This is a genomic window from Streptomyces sp. NPDC006339 (assembly GCF_040612775.1).
Lineage (GTDB): Bacteria > Actinomycetota > Actinomycetes > Streptomycetales > Streptomycetaceae > Streptomyces.
Window position 1 is genome coordinate 21,094 of the sequence record NZ_JBEXQW010000047.1, and the last position, 18,121, is coordinate 39,214.

The following is an 18,121-nucleotide window of genomic DNA, read 5'->3' on the forward strand; positions in this document are numbered from 1 at the left end:
CCGCCGATCCGCTCAGTCCCGCCCGTCCTTCGGGGCGCGCAGGTCCACGATCCGCCTGATCTTGCCCACGCTCCGCTCCAGCGTCTCCGGATCGACGACCTCGACCGCGACCGAGACGCCGATGCCGTCCTTGACCGCCGCGGCGATCACCCGGGCCGCCTCCGCGCGCTGCTCGGGGGTCGCCTCGGGGCGCGCCTCCGCCCGTACGGTGAGGGCGTCGAGCCGGCCCTCGCGCGTCAGCCGGAGCTGGAAGTGCGGTGCCACGGCGGGCGTGCGCAGCACGATCTCCTCGATCTGGGTGGGGAAGAGGTTCACCCCGCGCAGGATCACCATGTCGTCGCTGCGGCCCGTGACCTTCTCCATGCGCCGGAAGACCCGCGTCGTCCCCGGCAGCAGCCGGGTCAGGTCGCGGGTGCGGTAGCGCACCACCGGCATGGCCTCCTTGGTGAGGGAGGTGAAGACCAGCTCGCCCGCCTCCCCGTCCGGCAGCACCTCGCCGGTCATCGGGTCCACGATCTCCGGGTAGAAGTGGTCCTCCCAGACGTGGAGTCCGTCCTTGGTCTCCACGCACTCCTGGGCCACACCGGGGCCGATCACCTCCGAGAGCCCGTAGATGTCGACCGCGTCGAGGGCGAAGCGCTCCTCGATCTCCCGGCGCATCTCCTCCGTCCAGGGCTCGGCGCCGAAGACGCCGACCTTCAGGGAGGTGCCGCGCGGGTCGACGCCCTGGCGCTCGAACTCGTCGAGCAGGGTGAGCATGTACGAGGGCGTCACCATGATGATCTCAGGGCGGAAGTCCTGGATCAGCCGCACCTGGCGGGCCGTCATGCCGCCGGAGGCCGGGATGACCGTGCAGCCGAGCCGTTCGGCTCCGTAGTGCGCGCCGAGGCCGCCGGTGAACAGCCCGTAGCCGTACGCCACATGGACCTTGTGGCCGGGCCGGGCGCCGGCCGCGCGCAGGGAGCGGGCGACCACCTCCGCCCAGGTGTCGAGGTCCCGCTGGGTGTAGCCGACGACGGTCGGCTGCCCGGTCGTCCCGCTGGAGGCGTGGATGCGGCGGATCCGGGACGGGTCGACGGCGAACATGCCGAAGGGGTAGTGCTCGCGCAGATCGGCCTTGGCGGTGAAGGGAAAGCGGGCCAGGTCGGCGAGCGAGTCGCAGTCCTCGGGGCGGACGCCCGCCTCGTCGAAGGCCCGCCGGTAGAACGCCACGTTCTCGTAGGCGTGCCGCAGGGTGGCGCGCAGCCGCTCGAGCTGGAGGGCCTCCAGTTCGTCCCGTCCGAGCCGCTCGCCCGCGTCCAGCAGGTCGTCCATGCGCCGCCGCTCCCTCCGCCCAAAACGGGCGACCGATCATTCGGTAGATCCTGTGTCGGCTAGTTAAACCGGCGCTCCCCGGGTCTTGGCAAGAGGGCGGCCCGGGATTTCCCGGCTCGTACGCGTGCACGGACGGCGGAGCACGCACGGCGCTCGGCGGGCGGTCGCACCCTCGCGGCGCACCGGCCCGGCCACGCCGGTCGTCCGGGGCGACGGCGACCATGCGTTCCCGCGCGGCGCCGGGGCGCGCTCATCTCTTCGGGTGCGATTGCCCGCGCGAGCGCGCGATCCGCGCCGGGGGAGGGAAGGGACCGACGATGAGGCCGTCCGGCTTCCCCTGCCCGCCCCCGGACGAAATGGACCGTCATGTCCGACCGCACTCGCCCCACGACAGCGGCGGTGGCCCGATGACCACGACCACACACCCCGAGACCCCCGACGACGCGACCGAACCCCAGGTGCACTTCTGGGCCGTCCCCGACCTCGACGGACTCACCTTCGACCCGCTCCTCGCCAAGCTCCTCCACGAGGACCCCGTCACCCGCGTCCGCCTCCCGCACGGCGAGGGCCACGCCTGGCTCGTCACCCGCTACGAGGACGTCAAGTTCGTCTCCGTCGACCCCCGCTTCAGCCGTCAGGCCGTCTACGGACGCTCCATCACCCGGCTCGCGCCCCACTTCATCCCCATGGAGGGCGCCGTCGGCTTCGCCGACCCGCCCGACCACACCCGGATGCGCCGCGTCGTCGCCCGCGCCTTCAGCGCCCGCGCCCTGCGCTCCCTGCGCGACCACGCCCAGGACGTGATGGACCGGCTCCTCGACCGGCTGGAGGAACACGGCCCGCCGGCCGACCTCATGGAGATGGTCAACCGGCCCTTCCCGCTCGCCATGGTCAGCGAACTCATGGGCGTCCCCGAGGGCGACCAGCCCCTCATGGCCCAGTGGTCCGACACCATCATCTCCGCCGGCGCCGGACGCGAGGCCAGCGAGAAGGCCAAGGCCGAGATGGCCCGCTACTTCACCGAGCTCATCGGACGCAGCCACGGCACCGGCAAGGAGTTCCTCGCCGCCGTCCTCGCCGACGCCGTCGACGACACCACCCTCGACGAGCAGGAGGCCGTCGGCCTCGCCGTCCTCATCCAGATCGGCGGCGCCCACGCCGTCCGCAACAACAGCGCCAACATGGTCTACGCGCTGCTCACCCACCCCGAGCACCTGGCCAGACTGCGCGCCGAACCCGACCTCCTCCCGCAGGCCGTCGACGAACTGCTCCGCTACATCCCGCACCGCAACGCCGTCGGCCTCTCCCGGATCGCGATGGAGGACGTCGAGGTCGGCGGTGTCACCATCCCCGAGGGCGACCCCGTCTACGTCTCCTACCTCACCGCCAACCGCGACCCCTCGGTCTTCCCCAACCCGGAGAAGCTGGACTTCGACCGCGGCTACAACCCGCACGTCGCCTTCGGCCACGGCCCGCACTACTGCCCCGGCTCCGCCCTCGCCCGCATCGAGTCCGAGATCCTCCTCGACTCCCTGTGGACCCGCTTCCCCGACCTCAGGCTGGCCGTCCCCGAGGAGCGGATCCGCTGGCAGCGCGGCGCCCTCATCCGCGGCCCCGAGACCCTGCCCGTCACCTGGTGAGAGGAACGACGCCACGATGCCCCTCAGCGGACTCATCGTGCCGCCCGGGGAGGGCAGGACCCTGTCCACCCCGGCCCAGCACGTCACCTTCAAGGTCACCGGCGAACACACCGCCACCGCCTCCACCTTCGAAGTCCTCGTCCCGCCGGGCTTCGACGTCGGCGCCCACACCCACGGCCGCGCCGAGGAGCTGTTCTACCTCCTCGACGGCGAACTGGAGGTGCTCGCCTTCGAACCGGAGGTCCGCACCGCCGACAGTTGGCGCGGCTGGCGCTCGGCCGACGGGCGGCACCCGGTGCGCGCCACCCCCGGCACCCTCATGCTCGTCCCGCCCGGCTGCCCCCACGCCTTCGCCAACCTCGGCGACACCCCCGCCCGCATGCTGTTCCAGGTCTCGCCGCCCACCTACCACGAGACCTACTTCGAGGAGCTCATGGAGATCCTCGGCGCCACCGGCCCCGGCGGCGAGGTCGACCACGACGCCATCGCGCGGCTCCGCGTCCGTTACGACATCGAACAGATCACCCCCCTCCGGCACGACGCCGGCGCCCGCCAGGAGACATCGCCCACCCCATGACCCCCGCCGAGCGGCACGGCCCGGTCGTCCACGACTGGGCCGTGGTCCCCCTGCCCGCCACCGCGTTCGACCCCCTGCCGTACCGGCTCCTCCACGAAGAACCCGTCGCCCGCGTCCGTCTCCCGCACGGGGAGGGCCACGCCTGGCTCGTCACCCGCTACGAGGACGTCCGGCGGATCGCCGCCGACCCGCGGCTGAGCCGGGCGCTCACCGTCGGCCGGCCGATCACCAGCACGACCCCGCACACCCCCGCCCCGGCCGGCGGCGTCGGCCGCGCCGACCCGCCCGACCACACCCGGCTGCGCCGCCTCATCGCCCCCGCCTTCGGCCGCCGCCGCATGCGGGCCCTGCGCGCCCACACCGCGCGCCGGGCCGACACCCTCGCCCTGCGCACCCTCGACGCCGGCCCGCCCGCCGACCTCACCGAGACCTTCATCGGCCCCCTGTCGGCCGCCGTCGTCGCCGAACTCCTCGGCCTGCCCGCGGCCGACCTCGACCGCGTCCAGGAATGGCGCGCCGGACTGCTCCGCCACGACACCACCGCCGCCGCGGCGGCCGCCGTCAAGAAGGACATCGCCGGCTACTTCGCCGACCTCGCCCGGCAGCGCGCCGAGCACCCCGCCGACGACCTGATCAGCGCGCTCGCCGCGGCCCGCGCCGCCGGCGGGATCAGCACGCCCGAACTCGTCTCCCTGGCCGTGATGCTCACCCTCAACGGCCTCGACGCCGTCCGCAACATCGTCGCCACCATGGTCTACGTGCTCCTCGACCACCCCGACCAGACGGCGAAACTCCGCGCCGACCCCGACGGCCTGCCCCGGGCCGTCGACGAACTGCTCCGCTACATCCCGCAGCGCGGCGGCGTCGGCCTGCCCCGGGTCGCCACCGCCGACCTCGACATCGGCGGCGTCACCATCCGCGAGGGCGAGGCGGTGTACGTCTTCTACCCGGCCGCCAACCGCGACCCCGCCGTCTACACCCACCCCGACCGCCTCGACCTCACCCGCGACGAGGCCCCCCACCTCGCCTTCGGCCACGGCGCCCACTACTGCGCCGGCGCCCAACTGGCCCGCATGGAGGCCGAGGTCATGCTCGCCACCCTGCTCTCCCGCTTCCCCGGCCTCGCGCTCGCCGTCCCGCCCGAGCGGGTCGCCTGGCGGTCCGGCTCCGTCAACCGGGGACCGGAGACCCTGCCCGTCACCTGGTAAAACCGGTGGCGCCACGGCCGCCGCCGGTGCTGGGGTGGGGGCCATGGACCTCACCGCGCTGCGCATCCGCTACGACCGACAGCTCCGCCTCGGCGCCCGCCCCGACGGGCCGGGCGCCCGGGTCGAGCGCGACGGGCTCGTCGTCTGCCAGACCGGCCCCGCGCACGGCTGGAACGGCGTGCTGTGGTCCGGCCTCGGCACCTACGACGCGGACGCCGCCATCGCCGCGCAGATCCGCCACTTCCGGGCCGCCGGCCGCTCCTTCGAATGGAAGCTGTACGGCCACGACGGCCCCGCCGACCTCGCCGCACGCCTCCTCGCCGCCGGCTTCACCGCCGACGAGCAGGAGACCCTGATGGTCGCCGAGAGCACCTGCCTGCCGGCGCACGAGGGCCTCCCCGAGGGCGTGGAGATACGACCGGTCACCGACGAGACCGGCGTACGGAACGTGGTCGAGGTGCACGAGCGGGCCTTCGGCACGGACTCCTCGCACATCGGACGGCGCCTCCTCGACCAGCTCGCCGCCGCACCCGGCACGGTCGCCGCCGTCGTCGCCCTCGCCGACGGCGAGCCCGTGAGCGCCGCCCGCCTCGACCTCCCGCCCGACACCGACTTCGCCGGACTGTACGGCGGCGGCACCGTCGAGGCGTGGCGCGGCCGCGGCCTCTACCGCGCCCTCGTCGCCCACCGCGCCCGGATCGCCGCCGAGCGCGGCTACCGCTACCTCCAGGTCGACGCCGCCCCGACCAGCCGCCCCATCCTGGCCCGCCTGGGCTTCGCGGAGCTGACCACCACGACGCCGTACGTGTACGCGATCGAGGGCCGGGACGACTGACCGCTAACGGGTCCAGTGCGCGGGGCGCTCGAAGCCCTCGGGCAGACGGGTGGCCGCGTCACCGCGGGCCGCGTTCAGTTGCGGCTGGGTCAGGAAGAGAGCACCCGTCAGATCGGCCCCCGACAGGTCGGCGTCCCGCAGGTCCGCGCCGATCAGATCGGCCAGCGAGAGGTCGGCCCCGCTCAGGTCGGCCGCGATGAGCAGCGCCCCGCGCAGGTCCGCGCCGCGCAGCTTCGCCCCGCGCAGCCGCTTGCCGATGAGATCCGCGCCCCGCTTGTTCTTCGGCCTGCCCCCGGCCGCCGCCCGGGCCAGGGAGCTGCTCTTCAGCAGAAGGGGATTCACCTCGGCGCGTACGGGGCCGACGTCCAGCTTCTCCAGCTCGGCGGCCGTCCCGGCGGTCAGCTCCGTCACCCGGGCCAGGGCGCGGTCGAGCTCGCGGTGCAGCGGGCGGGTGGCGGCGAGGCCCCGGGCCTCGGTGAGGTGGCGCAGCAGCTCGTGCAGGTGCCGCATCACCGGGAACACCTCGTACATCCGGCGTGCGGTCGCCGGATCCTCCCGCCAGGACACGCCGCCGAAGGTGACCTGCGAGACCTTCTGGCCGGCGCCGAAACAGTCGTAGACGGTGCAGCCGGGAAAGCCGCTGTCCCGCAGCTTGGTGTGGATGCCGCAGCGGAAGTCCTCCTGGAGGTTCCGGCACGCCTCGCCCGAGGACTTGTCCACCGCGAAGTCATGGGACCTGGCGAAGGGCAGGGCCACACAGCACAGTCCGAAGCAGTTCGCGCAGTCACCGCGCAGCTCGGCCGGGAGGAGGGCGGCCTGACGGGTCTCGGACACGGTGAAACGCATTCCTTCGCTGGTGGGGCGGGCCGGCGGCGGCGGACGACGGCGGACATCCCACCGTATCGCGCTCCCGGAGAACCCGGTTGCCGTGCCCTTCCGCCGACCTCCATGATCGACGGCATGCCTCAGTTCACGACGTACGACGGAACCGTGCTCTCCTACCGGACCCAGGGCACGGGGGAGCCTCTGCTCGTGCTGCCCGGCGGCCCCCTGCGCGACGCCGGCTACCTCGGCGACCTCGGCGGACTGACCGCACACCGCACCCTGCTCGTGCTCGACCCGCGCGGCACGGGCGGCAGCGAGGTGCCCGCCGACCCCGCGAGCTACCGCTGCGACCGCCAGGTCGCCGACGTCGAGGCGTTCCGCGTCCACCTCGGCCTCGACCGGATCGACCTCCTCGGCCACTCCGCCGGCGGCGCCCTCGCCCTCCTCTACGCCGCCGCCCACCCCGAGCGGATGCGCTCGCTCGTCCTGGTCACCACGGGCGGCCGGGCCGTCGGGCTCGACACGAGCGACGAGGAGTGGGACGAGGCCGTCGAGGTCTTCGCCGACCGGCCCTGGTACCCCGAGGCACGGGCCGCCCTGGAGACCATCGGCCCGGACACGCCGATGGAGGAGGCCGCGGCGATCGTGATGCCCTTCTCCTACGGCCGCTGGGACGAGGCGGCGCGGGCACACGCCGCGGGACTCCGGGAGCAGACCAACTGGGCCGGCGCGCGGGAGTACTACGCCGAAGGGGCCTTCGACCCCGAGGCCATCCGGCGCGCGCTGCGGGAACTGACCGCCCCGGTCCTCGTCCTGGCGGGCGCGTACGACGGCGGACCCACCCCCGCGAAGGCCGCCGCGATCGCCGCCTGCTTCCCGCACGCCGAGCTGGTCGTCCAGCCGGCCACCGCCCACTTCCCGTGGGTCGACGACGCCGGGGCCTTCCTGCGCCCGGTCGCCGCCTTCCTGGACCCGGAGGTCCGCACGGTCACCGTCGACGGCGTCCGCCTCGCCTACCGGGTCAGCGGACCCGAGGGCGCCCCGCCGGTGGTGCTGGTGCACGGCCGCGGCGAGAACGGCGCCGACTGGACCGACCTCGCGCGGGAGCTGGCCGCAGACCGGCGGGTCTACGCCCCCGACCTGCGCGGCCACGGGCTCAGCGACTGGCCCGGCACGTACGGCTTCGGTGTCTTCCGCGACGAACTGGGCGGCTTCATCAAGGCCCTGGGGCTGGCCGGCGCGACCGTGGTCGGGCACTCGATGGGGGGCGCGGCGGCCTGTCTCCTGGCCCAGCGCGAGCCGGAACTGATCGGCCGGCTGGTGCTCGAGGAGGCTCCGGTCTTCTTCCCGCTCGACCCGCCGCGGGGGCCCGCCGAGCCGCCGAGCGGCCCGGTCGGACTCGACTGGGCGGTGGTGGGCGCCACGGACGCGGAGCTGAACGACCCCGACCCGGCCTGGCGCGCGGACCTCTCCCGGATCACCGCGCCCACCCTGATCGTCGCCGGCGGCAGGAGCAGCCATCTGCCCCAGGAGCAGCAGGCATGGATGGCGGAGCAGATCCAGGACACCGCGCTGGTCACGATCAAGGGCGGGCATCTGGTCCATCGGAACCGGCCGGAGAAATTCCTGGCTGCGCTGCGGAAGTTCGGGGTCTGATCCGGCAGGTCAGGCGGTGTCCGCCTCCGCCGCCACCGAACGGGCCCAGCGGTAGTCCGCCTTGCCGCTGGGGGAGCGCTGGATGCGGTCGGTGAGGACGAGCCGGCGCGGCACCTTGTAGCCGGCGAGCCGGGTGCGGCAGTGGTCCTGCAGCGCCGCCAGGTCCAGCGGCGACGAGCCGGGACGTAGCTGCACCACGGCCGCCACATGACTGCCCCAGGTCGCGTCCGGCACGCCCGCCACCAGCGCGTCGTACACGTCCGGATGGGACTTGAGGGCCTGCTCGACCTCCTCCGGATAGACCTTCTCGCCGCCCGTGTTGATGCACTGCGAGCCGCGGCCGAGGACGGTGACGATGCCCTCCTCGTCCACGGTGGCCATGTCGCCGAGCAGCACCCAGCGCTCGTCGCCCTTCGTGAAGAAGGTCTCGGCGGTCTTGGCCGGGTCGTTGTAGTAGCCGAGGGGTACGTGGCCGCGCTGGGCGAGCCGGCCGATCTCGCCGACGGCGACGGGTTCGCGGGTGGCCGGGTCGACCACCTGGGTGCGCTCGTTGACGTGCAGCCGGAAGCCCTTCGCGGGGCCCGAGTCGTCGGTCGCCCGGCCGTTGGAACCGGACTCGGACGAGCCGAAGTTGTTGAGCAGCAGCACGTTCGGCACCAGGGCCTGGAACTCTTCGCGCACGGTGTCCGACATGATCGCGCCGGACGAGGAGACGCTGAACAGCGAGGACAGGTCGGTGCCCTTCAGCGGTCCGTGCAGGGCGTCGACCAGCGGCCGCAGCATCGCGTCGCCGACCAGGGAGACGCTGGACACCCGCTCCTTCTCGATGGTGCGCAGCACCTCCTCGGGCACGTACTTGCGGTGGATCACCACCCGCTGCCCGTAGTGGAAGGCGATGAAAGCGGTGAGGGTGGACGTGCCGTGCATCAGCGGGGGAGTGGGGAAGAAGGTGATGCCCGCGCCGCCGGCCGCGACCCGCTCGGCCAGCTCCTCGGGCCGCTTCACCGGCTCGCCGCTCGGGTCGCCGCCGAACAGACCGGCGAAGAACAGGTCCTCCTGCCGCCACATCACGCCCTTCGGCATGCCCGTGGTGCCGCCCGTGTAGATGATGAACAGGTCGTCGCCCGAGCGGGGCGGGAAACCGCGCCCGGGTGAGCCGGCCGCCTCCGCCGCCGCGAAGTCCACGCAGTCGAGCGCCGGGGCGTCCCCGGGCGGGGTCCCCACCCGCACGAGGTGCCGCAGCCTCTCCGTCCGCGGCAGCGCGGCCGCGACCCGGCCGGTGAACTCGGCGTCGAAGACGAGTGCCGCCAGGTCGGCGTCCCGGTAGAGGTAGACGAGCTCCTCCTCCACGTACCGGTAGTTGACGTTCACCGGCACGAGCCGGGCCTTCAGACAGGCCAGCACGGTCTGGAGGTACTCGACGCCGTTGTACAGGTGCAGCCCGACGTGCTCGCCGGGCCGCAGTCCCGCGTCGGTGAGGTGGTGGGCGAGCCGATTCGCCGCCGCGTCGAGCTCGGCGTAGGTCAGCCGGCGCTCGGCGCCGGTGCCGGGATGGTCGACGTAGACCAGCGCCTCGCGGTCCGGGACCACGTCGACGACCGATTCGAACAGGTCGGCAAGGTTGTACTCCACCGTTCCTCCTGATCCTGGCCCGGACTGACCCGTCGGTGACTGGCGCGGTCATTAGAGCGCCGACGGGCGGAGGGGGGAAGGGGCCGCGCAGAAGAATCTGACTGAGTGTCAGAAAACTATTGAAGTGAACTCCGCACTCCTGCAACCTGTTCCGGAAATGCCGGACGGCACCGCAGAGGAGACGCCCATGGGCGGCAGCACCGAGCACCTCGACGTGCGGCGCGAAGGCGCCACACTCGTCCTCACCCTGAACCGGCCCGAGGCCAGGAACGCGCTCTCGCTGCCGATGCTCGTCGGCCTCCACGACGGCTGGCTCGCCGCCGACGCCGACGACACCGTCCGCTCGGTCGTCCTCACCGGCGCCGGCGGCTCCTTCTGCGCGGGCATGGACCTCAAGGCCCTCGCCGGCAAGGGCATGGACGGCGACGAGCGCTACCGCGACCGCATGACCGCCGACCCCGACCTGCACTGGAAGGCGATGCTGCGCCACCACCGCCCCCGCAAACCCGTCATCGCCGCCGTCGAGGGCCCCTGCGTCGCCGGCGGCACCGAGATCCTCCAGGGCACCGACATCCGCGTCGCCGGCGACACCGCCACCTTCGGACTCTTCGAGGTCCGCCGCGGCCTCTTCCCGATCGGCGGCTCCACCGTCCGCCTGCCCCGCCAGATCGCCCGGACCCACGCCCTCGAAATGCTCCTCACCGGCCGCCCCTACACCGCCGAGGAAGCCGCCCGCATCGGCCTCGTGGGCCGCGTCGTCCCGGCCGGCACCGCCCTGGAGTCCGCCCTGGAGATCGCCGAGCGGATCAACGCCTGCGGCCCGCTCGCCGTGGAGGCCGTCAAGGCGTCCGTCTACGAGACGGCCGGGATGACCGAGGAGGAGGGCCTGGCGGCGGAACTCAAGCGCGGTTGGCCGATCTTCGCCACGGCGGACGCGAAGGAGGGCGCGAGGGCGTTCGCGGAGAAGCGCCCCCCGGTGTACCGGCGCGAGTGACCTCCCGGCCACAGGCACCACCCACCGCCGCCCCGCTCGCGCCCCCGCACCCACCAAGGAGCCCCATGACCGCCACCCCCGAAACGCTCCGCGCCCCCCTCGTCGTCGAGTTCCCCTTCACCCGGTCCCTCGGCCCCGTCCAGTCCGCCTTCCTCACCGGCCTGCGCGAGCGCACCCTCCTCGGCGTCCGCACCGAAGCGGGGCGCGTGCTCGTCCCGCCCGTCGAGTACGACCCCGAGACCGCCGCCGAGCTGCGCGACCTCGTCGAGGTCGACGCCACCGGCACCGTCACCACCTGGGCCTGGAACCCCGAACCCCGCCCCGGCCAGCCCCTCGCGACCCCCTTCGCCTGGGTGCTCGTCCGCCTCGACGGCGCCGACACCGCCCTGCTGCACGCCCTCGACGCGCCCCACCCCGACGCCGTACGCACCGGCATGCGGGTCCGGGTCCGCTGGGCCGCCGAACGGCACGGCGCCATCACCGACATCGCCTGCTTCGAACCGTACGAGAGCACACCGCGGCGGACTCCGCCCCGCCCGCACGACGGCCGGTTCGACGCGCCCGTCACCGGCATCGTCGCCCCCGCCCGCCTCGACTACACCTACAGCCCCGGCCGCGCCCAGACCGCCTACCTCCACGCCCTCGCCGAACGCCGCACCGTCGGCGAACGCTGCCCCTCCTGCGCCAAGGTCTACGTCCCGCCCCGCGGCGCCTGCCCCACCTGCGGCATCGCCACCACCGAGCGGGTCGAGGTCGGCCCCCGCGGCACGGTCACCACCTTCTGCATCGTCAACATCAAGGCGAAGAACCTGAACATCGAGGTCCCGTACGTCTACGCCCACATCGCCCTCGACGGCGCCGGGCTCGCCCTGCACGGCCGGATCGCCGGGATCCCCTACGACCAGGTGCGGATGGGCCTGCGGGTCGAACCCGTGTGGAGCGACGACGGGCGCTACCCCGACCACTACCGCCCCAGCGGAGAACCGGACGCCGACTACGACACGTACAAGGAGCTCCTGTGACAGCCTCCGCACGCCGGGACGTCGCCATCGTCGCCTTCGCCCAAACCGACCACACCCGGCGCAGCGACGAACTGTCCGAGGTCGAGATGCTCATGCCCGTCCTCCACGACGTGCTGCGGCAGACCGGCCTCAGGACCTCCGACATCGGCTTCACCTGCTCGGGATCCTCCGACTACCTCGCCGGCCGCGCCTTCTCCTTCACCATGGCCCTCGACGGCGTCGGCGCCTGGCCGCCGATCCCCGAGTCCCACGTCGAGACCGACGGCGCCTGGGCGCTGTACGAGGCATGGGTGAAGCTCCTCACCGGCGTGGCCGACACGGCGCTCGTCTACGCCTACGGGAAGTCCTCGGCCGGCTCCGTACGCGACGTCCTCACCCGCCAGCTCGACCCGTACTACCTGGCGCCCCTGTGGCCCGACTCCGTCGCGCTCGCCGCCCTCCAGGCACGGGCCCTGATCGACGCGGGCGACACCGACGAGCCCGCGCTCGCGGCGATCGCCGCCCGCAACCGCCGGGACGCCACCGCCAACCCGCACGCCCAACTGCCCGGCGCCCGCCCGCAGGGTGATTATCTGGTCGCCCCCCTGCGCACCGGCGACTGCCCGCCCGTCGGCGACGGCGCCGCCGCCGTGATCCTCGCCGCCGGCGACCGCGCCCGCGACCTGTGCGCCAGGCCCGCCTGGATCACCGGCATGGACCACCGCGTCGAAGCCCACTCCCTCGGCGTGCGCGACCTCACCGACTCGCCCTCCACCCGCCTCGCCGCCGAACGGGCCGGAGCCTTCGACCCGTCCGCCGGCCGGCCCCTCGACACCGCCGAACTCCACGCGCCCTTCACCTCCCAGGAGGTCGTCCTGCGCAAGGCGCTCCGCCTCGGCGACGATGTCCGCGTCAACCCCTCCGGCGGCCCGCTCGCCGCCAACCCCGTGATGGCCACGGGACTGATCCGCCTTGGCGAGGCCGCCGCCCGCATCCACCGCGGCGCCTCCGACCGGGCCCTCGCCCACGCCACCTCCGGCCCCTGCCTGCAACAGAACCTGGTGGCCGTCCTGGAAGGGGACCCGCGATGAGCAAGGAGCCCGTGGCCGTCGTCGGCATCGGCCAGACCAAGCACGTCGCCGCCCGCCGGGACGTCTCGCTCGCCGGCCTGGTCCGCGAGGCCGCCGTACGCGCGCTGGAGGACGCCGAACTGACCTGGGCGGACGTCGACGCCGTCGTCATCGGCAAGGCCCCCGACTTCTTCGAGGGCGTGATGATGCCGGAGCTCTACCTCGCCGACGCGCTGGGCGCGGTCGGCAAGCCGATGCTCCGCGTCCACACCGCCGGCTCGGTCGGCGGGTCCACCGCCCTGGTCGCGGCCGACCTGGTGGCCGCCCGGGTCCACCGCACCGTCCTCACCCTCGCCTTCGAGAAGCAGTCCGAGTCCAACGCCATGTGGGGCCTCTCCCTGCCCGTCCCCTTCCAGCAGCCCCTGCTCGCCGGCGCCGGCGGCTTCTTCGCACCCCACGTGCGCGCCTACATGCGGCGCACCGGCGCCCCCGACACGATCGGCTCCCTCGTCGCGTACAAGGACCGGCGCAACGCCCTCAAGAACCCCTACGCCCACCTCCACGAGCACGACATCACCCTGGAGAAGGTGCAGTCCTCCCCGATGCTGTGGGACCCGATCCGCTACTCGGAGACCTGCCCGTCCTCCGACGGCGCCTGCGCCATGGTCCTCACCGACCGGGCGGGCGCGGCCCGTTCGCCCCGCCCGCCGGCCTGGATGCTCGGCGGCGCGATGCGCAGCGAGCCCACGCTCTTCGCCGGCAAGGACTTCGTCTCCCCGAGGGCGGGCCGCGACTGCGCCGCCGACGTCTACCGGCAGGCCGGCATCACCGACCCGCGCCGTCAGATCGACGCGGTCGAGATGTACGTGCCGTTCTCCTGGTACGAGCCGATGTGGCTGGAGAACCTCGGCTTCGCGGAGGAGGGCGAGGGCTGGAAGCTCACCGAGGCCGGGGTCACCGAGATCGGCGGCGACCTGCCCGTGAACCCCTCCGGCGGGGTGCTGTCCACCAACCCCATCGGCGCCTCCGGCATGATCCGCTTCGCGGAGGCCGCCCTCCAGGTGCGCGGGCAGGCCGGCGCACACCAGGTCGAGGGGGCGCGCACGGCGCTCGGACACGCGTACGGAGGCGGCGCGCAGTTCTTCTCCATGTGGCTGGTCGGGGACCGGCCGCCCACCGCCTGAGGTCTGTCCGCGGCGCGGACCGGTCGCTACGCTGAGGCCCGGACACGCGGCACAGCGTGACGTGTGCGAGGCGAGCGTGACCCGTGCGAGGCGTGATGTGTGCGAGGCGAGGGGAGAACGGACGTGGCGGACAGCACCATGACCCAGGACACCTGGTCGGGGCGGGACCTGCCGGACCTCGACCTGTCGGGGGCCGACTGGCGCTCCGGCAGCCAGGGGGTGGGGGACGTCCAGATCGCGTTCGTCGAGGGCTTCGTCGCGATGCGGAACGGGCGGCGGCCCGGAGCGCCGTCGATCCTCTTCGACCCGGCCGAGTGGCGGGCGTTCGTCGCGAACGCCCGCGAGGGCGAGTTCGACCTCACCTGACGCGGGCCGGCCGGCACTTTCCGGGCACCGCCTAGGGTGGTGCCCATGCACGCAGAGCGCGATCTGACCCGGCTGCTCGCCGGGATGCGGCCGGAACTCCGTTCCGGCCGCTATGTCTTCACCACCGTGTCCGGCCCCGCGCCGGCGGGTCTCACCCCGGTCGTCACCGTCGCCGAGCGCGAGGGGTTGACGATGGTCGTACGTCAGGAGGAGGCCGACGCGGCCTCGCTGCCGTACGACTACGTGGCCGGCTGGATCACCCTGCGGGTCCACTCGGCGCTCGACGCGGTCGGCCTGACGGCGGCCGTCGCGGGAGCGCTCGCGGACGCCGGACTGAGCTGCAACGTGGTCGCGGGCTTCCACCACGACCACCTCTTCGTCGAGCACGCCCGCGCGGACGAGGCGTTGGCCGTGCTGGAAGCACTCGCCCGACGCGCCTGAGGCTTCTTCACGCCACCTTCACCATCCCGAGCGGTGAGGGCGGCACCCGGCGTACGCTGGGGCTTTCACGGGGCACCGCCTCGTGCGCACCCCTCGTGCGCCGGGCGTGCGCCCCTTTGTGCGGGGTGGGGGGACGATGACAGCACACACCGGCGGACCGTCCGGCCACGGCTTCCGTCTCTTCGAGCGCGAGGCCGAACTGGCCGTGGCCGAGGAGGCCCTGAACCTCCTGACGGGCCACGCCACCGACCCTTCCCGGCCGCCGCGGGATCCGGCCGCCACCGAGGGACCTACCGAGGGACCCGCCGACGGGCCCGTCCCGCCCGCGCGCCGCACCGGGACGGCGACGGTACTGCGGCTGGTGCGCGGGACGGGCGAGCCGGGTGAGTCGGATGGGTTGGGCGAGCCGGACGGCCCGGGGGCGCCTGATGGGTCGGGTGCGTCTGACGAGACGAGTGAGCCGGGTGGGTCCGGCGGTTCGGGCGACCCGAGCGGGCCGGGGGCGTCGGGTGGGTCCGGCGGTTCGGGTGACCCGAGTGCGCCGGGGGCGTCGGGTGCGCCGGATGGGTCCGGCGGTTCGGGTGAGCTGAACGGGCCGCGTGAGCCGCGCGGGCCGGGCGTGCCTGGTGGCTCGGGTGGGTCCGACGGGTCGACCGACCCGAGCGAACCTGGTGGCTCGGATGGGCCCGGCGGGGCGGGTGAGCCGGGTGAGCCGAGCGACCCGGACGCGCCCCGGGCGCCTCGTGGGGCCGGCCAGGGCGCGACGGAGCCCGCACGTCGGGCGGACCGGGCCGTACGCCGGGGCGGCGTGCTCGCGGTCGCCGCGGGTGCCGGGCTCGGCAAGACGACCCTGCTCGCCGAGATCCGGCGGCGCGCCACGGCCAAGGGCTGCACCGTCCTGTCCGCCCGCGGCGGCGACGAGGAGCGGTCGGGCGCCTTCCACGTGGCACGGCAACTGCTCCAGCCGCGGCTCGCCGCCGCCTCCCGCGCCGAGCTGCGGGAACGGCTCGGCGACCGGTACGACCTCGTCGGCCCCGCGCTCGGACTGTGCCCCGCCGGCGAGGACGGAACGCCGGACCCGCGCGAGCTGAGCGACGGGCTCGACCGGCTCCTGACCCACCTCGCCGTGCCCGGCGCCCCCCTCGTCGTCGTCCTCGACGACGCCCACGGGGCCGACCCCGAGTCCCTCCGCTGGCTCGCCGCCCTCGCGGCCCGCGCCGAGGAGCTTCCCCTGCTCCTCGTCGTCTCCTACCGGCCCGGTGAACTCCCCGCCGACGCCGCCGTGTTCACCATCACCCGCTCCGGCCGGCCGCCCCTCGCCCTGGAGCCGCTCACCCCGACCGCCCTCGCCCGGCTCGTCCGCGACCGCGTCGGCGCCCACGCCGACGACGGCTTCTGCCGCGCGTACTGGACGGCCACCTCCGGCAACCCCCTCCAGGCCGTCCGGCTCGCCGCCCGGATCCGCGACCGCGGTCTCGCACCCACCGCCGACCACATCGCCGACCTGCGCCACCTCGCCGCCGCCACCGGCGAGGACGGCGACCTCGTCGCGCGGATCGAACGGCTCGGCACCGACACCGTCCGCCTCGCCTGGGCCTGCGCCGTCCTCGGCACCGACATCACCCCGCGGCTCGCCGGTGCCGTCGCCGGACTCGGCGGCGAGGAAGTCGCCCGCGGCGCCGCCCTGCTGCGCCGCGCCGGCGTCCTCGCCGAGGCCCGGGGCGGCAGGGGAACGGACGAGGAGACCGCCGAGCTCGTCTTCGTCCACCCCTTCATCGCCACCGCCGTCTACGAGGCCATCCCCGCCGCCACCCGCGTCGCCCTGCACGGCCAGGCCGCCTGGTGCGTCGTCGAGGCCGGACTCGGCTCCACCGCCGCCGCCCGCCACCTCGTGGAGACCCACCCCGACGGCGACCCGTGGGTCGTACGGCACCTGCGCGCCGCCGCGCGGGACAGCCTGCGGGCCGGCGCCCCCGACACCGCCCGCCGCTACCTCGCCCGCGCCCTGCGCGAACCGCCCGACCGCGACGAGCGCGCCGCCATCCTCCGCGAACTGCGCCGCGCCCCCCTCCTCACCGAACCCGCCTCCCCGCTCGCCGAACCCGCCACCCCGATCGACCACGCCCGCGCCACCCCCGCGGACCCGCCGCCGTCCCCCGCCCCGCCGCACCACGGCACCGCCGACCGCCACTCCCAGGCCCTCACCCCCGGCGACCACCCCGTCGAACAGCTCGACGCCCCCGGCCGGCCGCGCACGCGACCCGACACACCCCTGCGCGCCGTCACCCCCGCCGACGGACCCGACTCGCCCGCCTTTCCCTCCTAGCGGACTGCCCCGCCGGGCGGGAACGGCAGGACACCCTGCGCGATCGCGCGGGCGCCCCATGTCACCGGCGGCCGGCGGAACGCCGGGACCCGCCCCGGCGCGCCGCATCCCGCGGCGGGGCACGTACCATGGCGGTATGTCCTTCCTCCGCCGCCGCAGCGCCGCCACACCCGCGGGCCCGGACTTCGACGTCCTGGCCATGGACCCCGGGGACTGGCCCGGCAATCTCGGCGCCGGCCTGCTTCCGGCTCCCGACGGAAGCTGCCAGGGCGTGTTCCTCCGCTACGACCTGTTCGGCGGCCGCGGACCCGCGATGATCATCGGCAATCTGCCGGAGGGCTCGCCCGCCCGCGAGCTCGCCGAGGGCCAGGTGCCCTTCGAGGTCGCCCAGCTCCTCGCCGCGCTGGAGAACGACGAGCCGGTCGAGGTCGTCGACAAGGAGGACGTGCCGGTGATGCAGGGCGACAACCTGCTCATCGTGCGCCGCCTGAAGCTCTCCGAGAGCCGGATCTCCTGCGTGCAGTTCGACCGCAGCGACAACGTCCTGGTCACCATCGCCAGTTGGGACCGGCCCATCACCGACGACCTGTATGCGCTGCTCAAGCCGCTGCCCGCCGAGCTGTTCCAGCAGGGCTGACCGGGAGGCGGGGGCCGATGAGCGCACGCGTCGACAGTTGGATCTGGGCCGTCCGGCTCACCAAGACCCGTTCCCAGGCCGCCGCGGCCTGCCGCGCCGGACACGTCAAGGTCAACGGGGAGCGGGCCAAGCCCGCGCAGCCCGTGAAGCCGGGCGACGAGATCCGCGTCTTCCACGGCGGCCGGCAGCGGATCGTCGAGGTGAAGCAGCTCCTCACCAAGCGGGTCGGCCCGGCCGTCGCCGCCGAGGCGTACGTCGACAACAGCCCGCCCCCGCCGCCGCGCGAAGAGGTCGTCGTGGCCGGTGTGCGCGACCGCGGCGCCGGCCGCCCCACCAAGCGCGACCGCCGCGAGCTCGACCAGTTGCGCGGCCTGCGCCCCTGACGACGGCGGTCCGCCCCCGGCTGACGGGGGCG

17 protein-coding genes are annotated in these 18,121 nt (G+C 74.3%); 14 read left to right on the plus strand and 3 right to left on the minus strand.

Going from position 1 to position 18,121, the window contains the following annotated elements; genetic code table 11:
- Positions 1 to 12: 12 nt before the first annotated feature.
- Entirely contained in the window at positions 13 to 1,314 is a 1,302-nt protein-coding gene (paaK, locus tag ABZ135_RS30455) for a phenylacetate--CoA ligase PaaK (RefSeq protein ID WP_356700162.1), read from the minus strand.
- Positions 1,315 to 1,721: 407 nt separating this feature from the next.
- On the opposite strand from paaK, the gene ABZ135_RS30460 reads away from it, so the two are divergent.
- Genes ABZ135_RS30460 through ABZ135_RS30475 form a run of 4 tightly spaced genes read left to right on the plus strand, consistent with a single transcriptional unit; the run spans position 1,722 to position 5,574 of the window.
- Positions 1,722 to 2,954, plus strand: coding sequence for a cytochrome P450 (locus tag ABZ135_RS30460; RefSeq protein ID WP_356700164.1), 1,233 nt, complete (start codon positions 1,722 to 1,724; stop codon positions 2,952 to 2,954).
- Positions 2,955 to 2,970: 16 nt separating this feature from the next.
- Positions 2,971 to 3,531, plus strand: coding sequence for a cupin domain-containing protein (locus ABZ135_RS30465; protein ID WP_356700166.1), 561 nt, complete (start codon positions 2,971 to 2,973; stop codon positions 3,529 to 3,531).
- Complete coding sequence (locus tag ABZ135_RS30470; RefSeq protein ID WP_356700168.1) at positions 3,528 to 4,739, plus strand: cytochrome P450; 1,212 nt, start codon at positions 3,528 to 3,530, stop codon at positions 4,737 to 4,739. The genes ABZ135_RS30465 and ABZ135_RS30470 overlap by 4 nt, the downstream gene beginning before the upstream one ends.
- 43 nt (positions 4,740 to 4,782) lie before the next feature.
- Positions 4,783 to 5,574 carry a GNAT family N-acetyltransferase gene (locus tag ABZ135_RS30475; RefSeq protein WP_356700170.1) on the plus strand — a complete coding sequence of 264 codons (792 nt, stop codon included), beginning with the start codon at positions 4,783 to 4,785 and terminating at the stop codon, positions 5,572 to 5,574.
- A gap of 3 nt (positions 5,575 to 5,577) precedes the next feature.
- Here ABZ135_RS30475 and ABZ135_RS30480 read toward each other — a convergent pair whose 3' ends face one another.
- Positions 5,578 to 6,408, minus strand: a complete 831-nt coding sequence (locus ABZ135_RS30480) for a pentapeptide repeat-containing protein (RefSeq protein ID WP_356700172.1) — start codon at positions 6,406 to 6,408, stop codon at positions 5,578 to 5,580.
- Positions 6,409 to 6,534: 126 nt separating this feature from the next.
- Between ABZ135_RS30480 and ABZ135_RS30485 the strand changes: the two genes are divergently transcribed.
- A complete protein-coding gene (locus ABZ135_RS30485) occupies positions 6,535 to 8,055 on the plus strand; it encodes an alpha/beta hydrolase (protein ID WP_356700174.1) in 1,521 nt (506 codons plus the stop codon).
- Between the two features lie 9 nt (positions 8,056 to 8,064).
- Here the strand turns inward: ABZ135_RS30485 and ABZ135_RS30490 are convergent, their stop codons facing one another.
- Positions 8,065 to 9,687, minus strand: a complete 1,623-nt coding sequence (locus tag ABZ135_RS30490) for an acyl-CoA synthetase (RefSeq protein WP_356700176.1) — start codon at positions 9,685 to 9,687, stop codon at positions 8,065 to 8,067.
- A 187-nt stretch (positions 9,688 to 9,874) separates the two neighbouring features.
- Here ABZ135_RS30490 and ABZ135_RS30495 point away from each other — a divergent pair, with 187 nt between their 5' ends.
- The 9 genes from ABZ135_RS30495 (at position 9,875) to ABZ135_RS30535 (ending at position 18,089) form a co-directional block, all read left to right on the plus strand.
- Positions 9,875 to 10,681: a crotonase/enoyl-CoA hydratase family protein gene (locus ABZ135_RS30495; RefSeq protein ID WP_356700178.1), complete on the plus strand. Its 807-nt coding sequence runs from the start codon at positions 9,875 to 9,877 to the stop codon at positions 10,679 to 10,681.
- A gap of 65 nt (positions 10,682 to 10,746) precedes the next feature.
- Positions 10,747 to 11,703 (plus strand): OB-fold domain-containing protein, encoded by a 957-nt coding sequence (locus tag ABZ135_RS30500; RefSeq protein WP_356700180.1) that lies wholly within the window; start codon positions 10,747 to 10,749, stop codon positions 11,701 to 11,703.
- Positions 11,700 to 12,773: a thiolase domain-containing protein gene (locus tag ABZ135_RS30505; protein ID WP_356700182.1), complete on the plus strand. Its 1,074-nt coding sequence runs from the start codon at positions 11,700 to 11,702 to the stop codon at positions 12,771 to 12,773. The genes ABZ135_RS30500 and ABZ135_RS30505 overlap by 4 nt, the downstream gene beginning before the upstream one ends.
- Positions 12,770 to 13,936, plus strand: coding sequence for a thiolase domain-containing protein (locus ABZ135_RS30510; RefSeq protein WP_356700184.1), 1,167 nt, complete (start codon positions 12,770 to 12,772; stop codon positions 13,934 to 13,936). Before ABZ135_RS30505 ends, ABZ135_RS30510 begins: the two co-directional genes overlap by 4 nt.
- A gap of 123 nt (positions 13,937 to 14,059) precedes the next feature.
- Complete coding sequence (locus tag ABZ135_RS30515; protein WP_356700186.1) at positions 14,060 to 14,302, plus strand: DUF397 domain-containing protein; 243 nt, start codon at positions 14,060 to 14,062, stop codon at positions 14,300 to 14,302.
- A gap of 45 nt (positions 14,303 to 14,347) precedes the next feature.
- Positions 14,348 to 14,743, plus strand: a complete 396-nt coding sequence (locus ABZ135_RS30520) for an ACT domain-containing protein (RefSeq protein ID WP_356700188.1) — start codon at positions 14,348 to 14,350, stop codon at positions 14,741 to 14,743.
- 136 nt (positions 14,744 to 14,879) lie between these two features.
- A complete protein-coding gene (locus ABZ135_RS30525) occupies positions 14,880 to 17,069 on the plus strand; it encodes an AAA family ATPase (RefSeq protein WP_356700190.1) in 2,190 nt (729 codons plus the stop codon).
- Positions 17,070 to 17,205: 136 nt separating this feature from the next.
- On the plus strand, positions 17,206 to 17,706 hold the full coding sequence (locus ABZ135_RS30530) for a hypothetical protein (RefSeq protein WP_345491425.1): 501 nt from the start codon (positions 17,206 to 17,208) through the stop codon (positions 17,704 to 17,706).
- A gap of 17 nt (positions 17,707 to 17,723) precedes the next feature.
- A complete protein-coding gene (locus tag ABZ135_RS30535) occupies positions 17,724 to 18,089 on the plus strand; it encodes an RNA-binding S4 domain-containing protein (protein WP_356700192.1) in 366 nt (121 codons plus the stop codon).
- Positions 18,090 to 18,121: the final 32 nt, after the last annotated feature.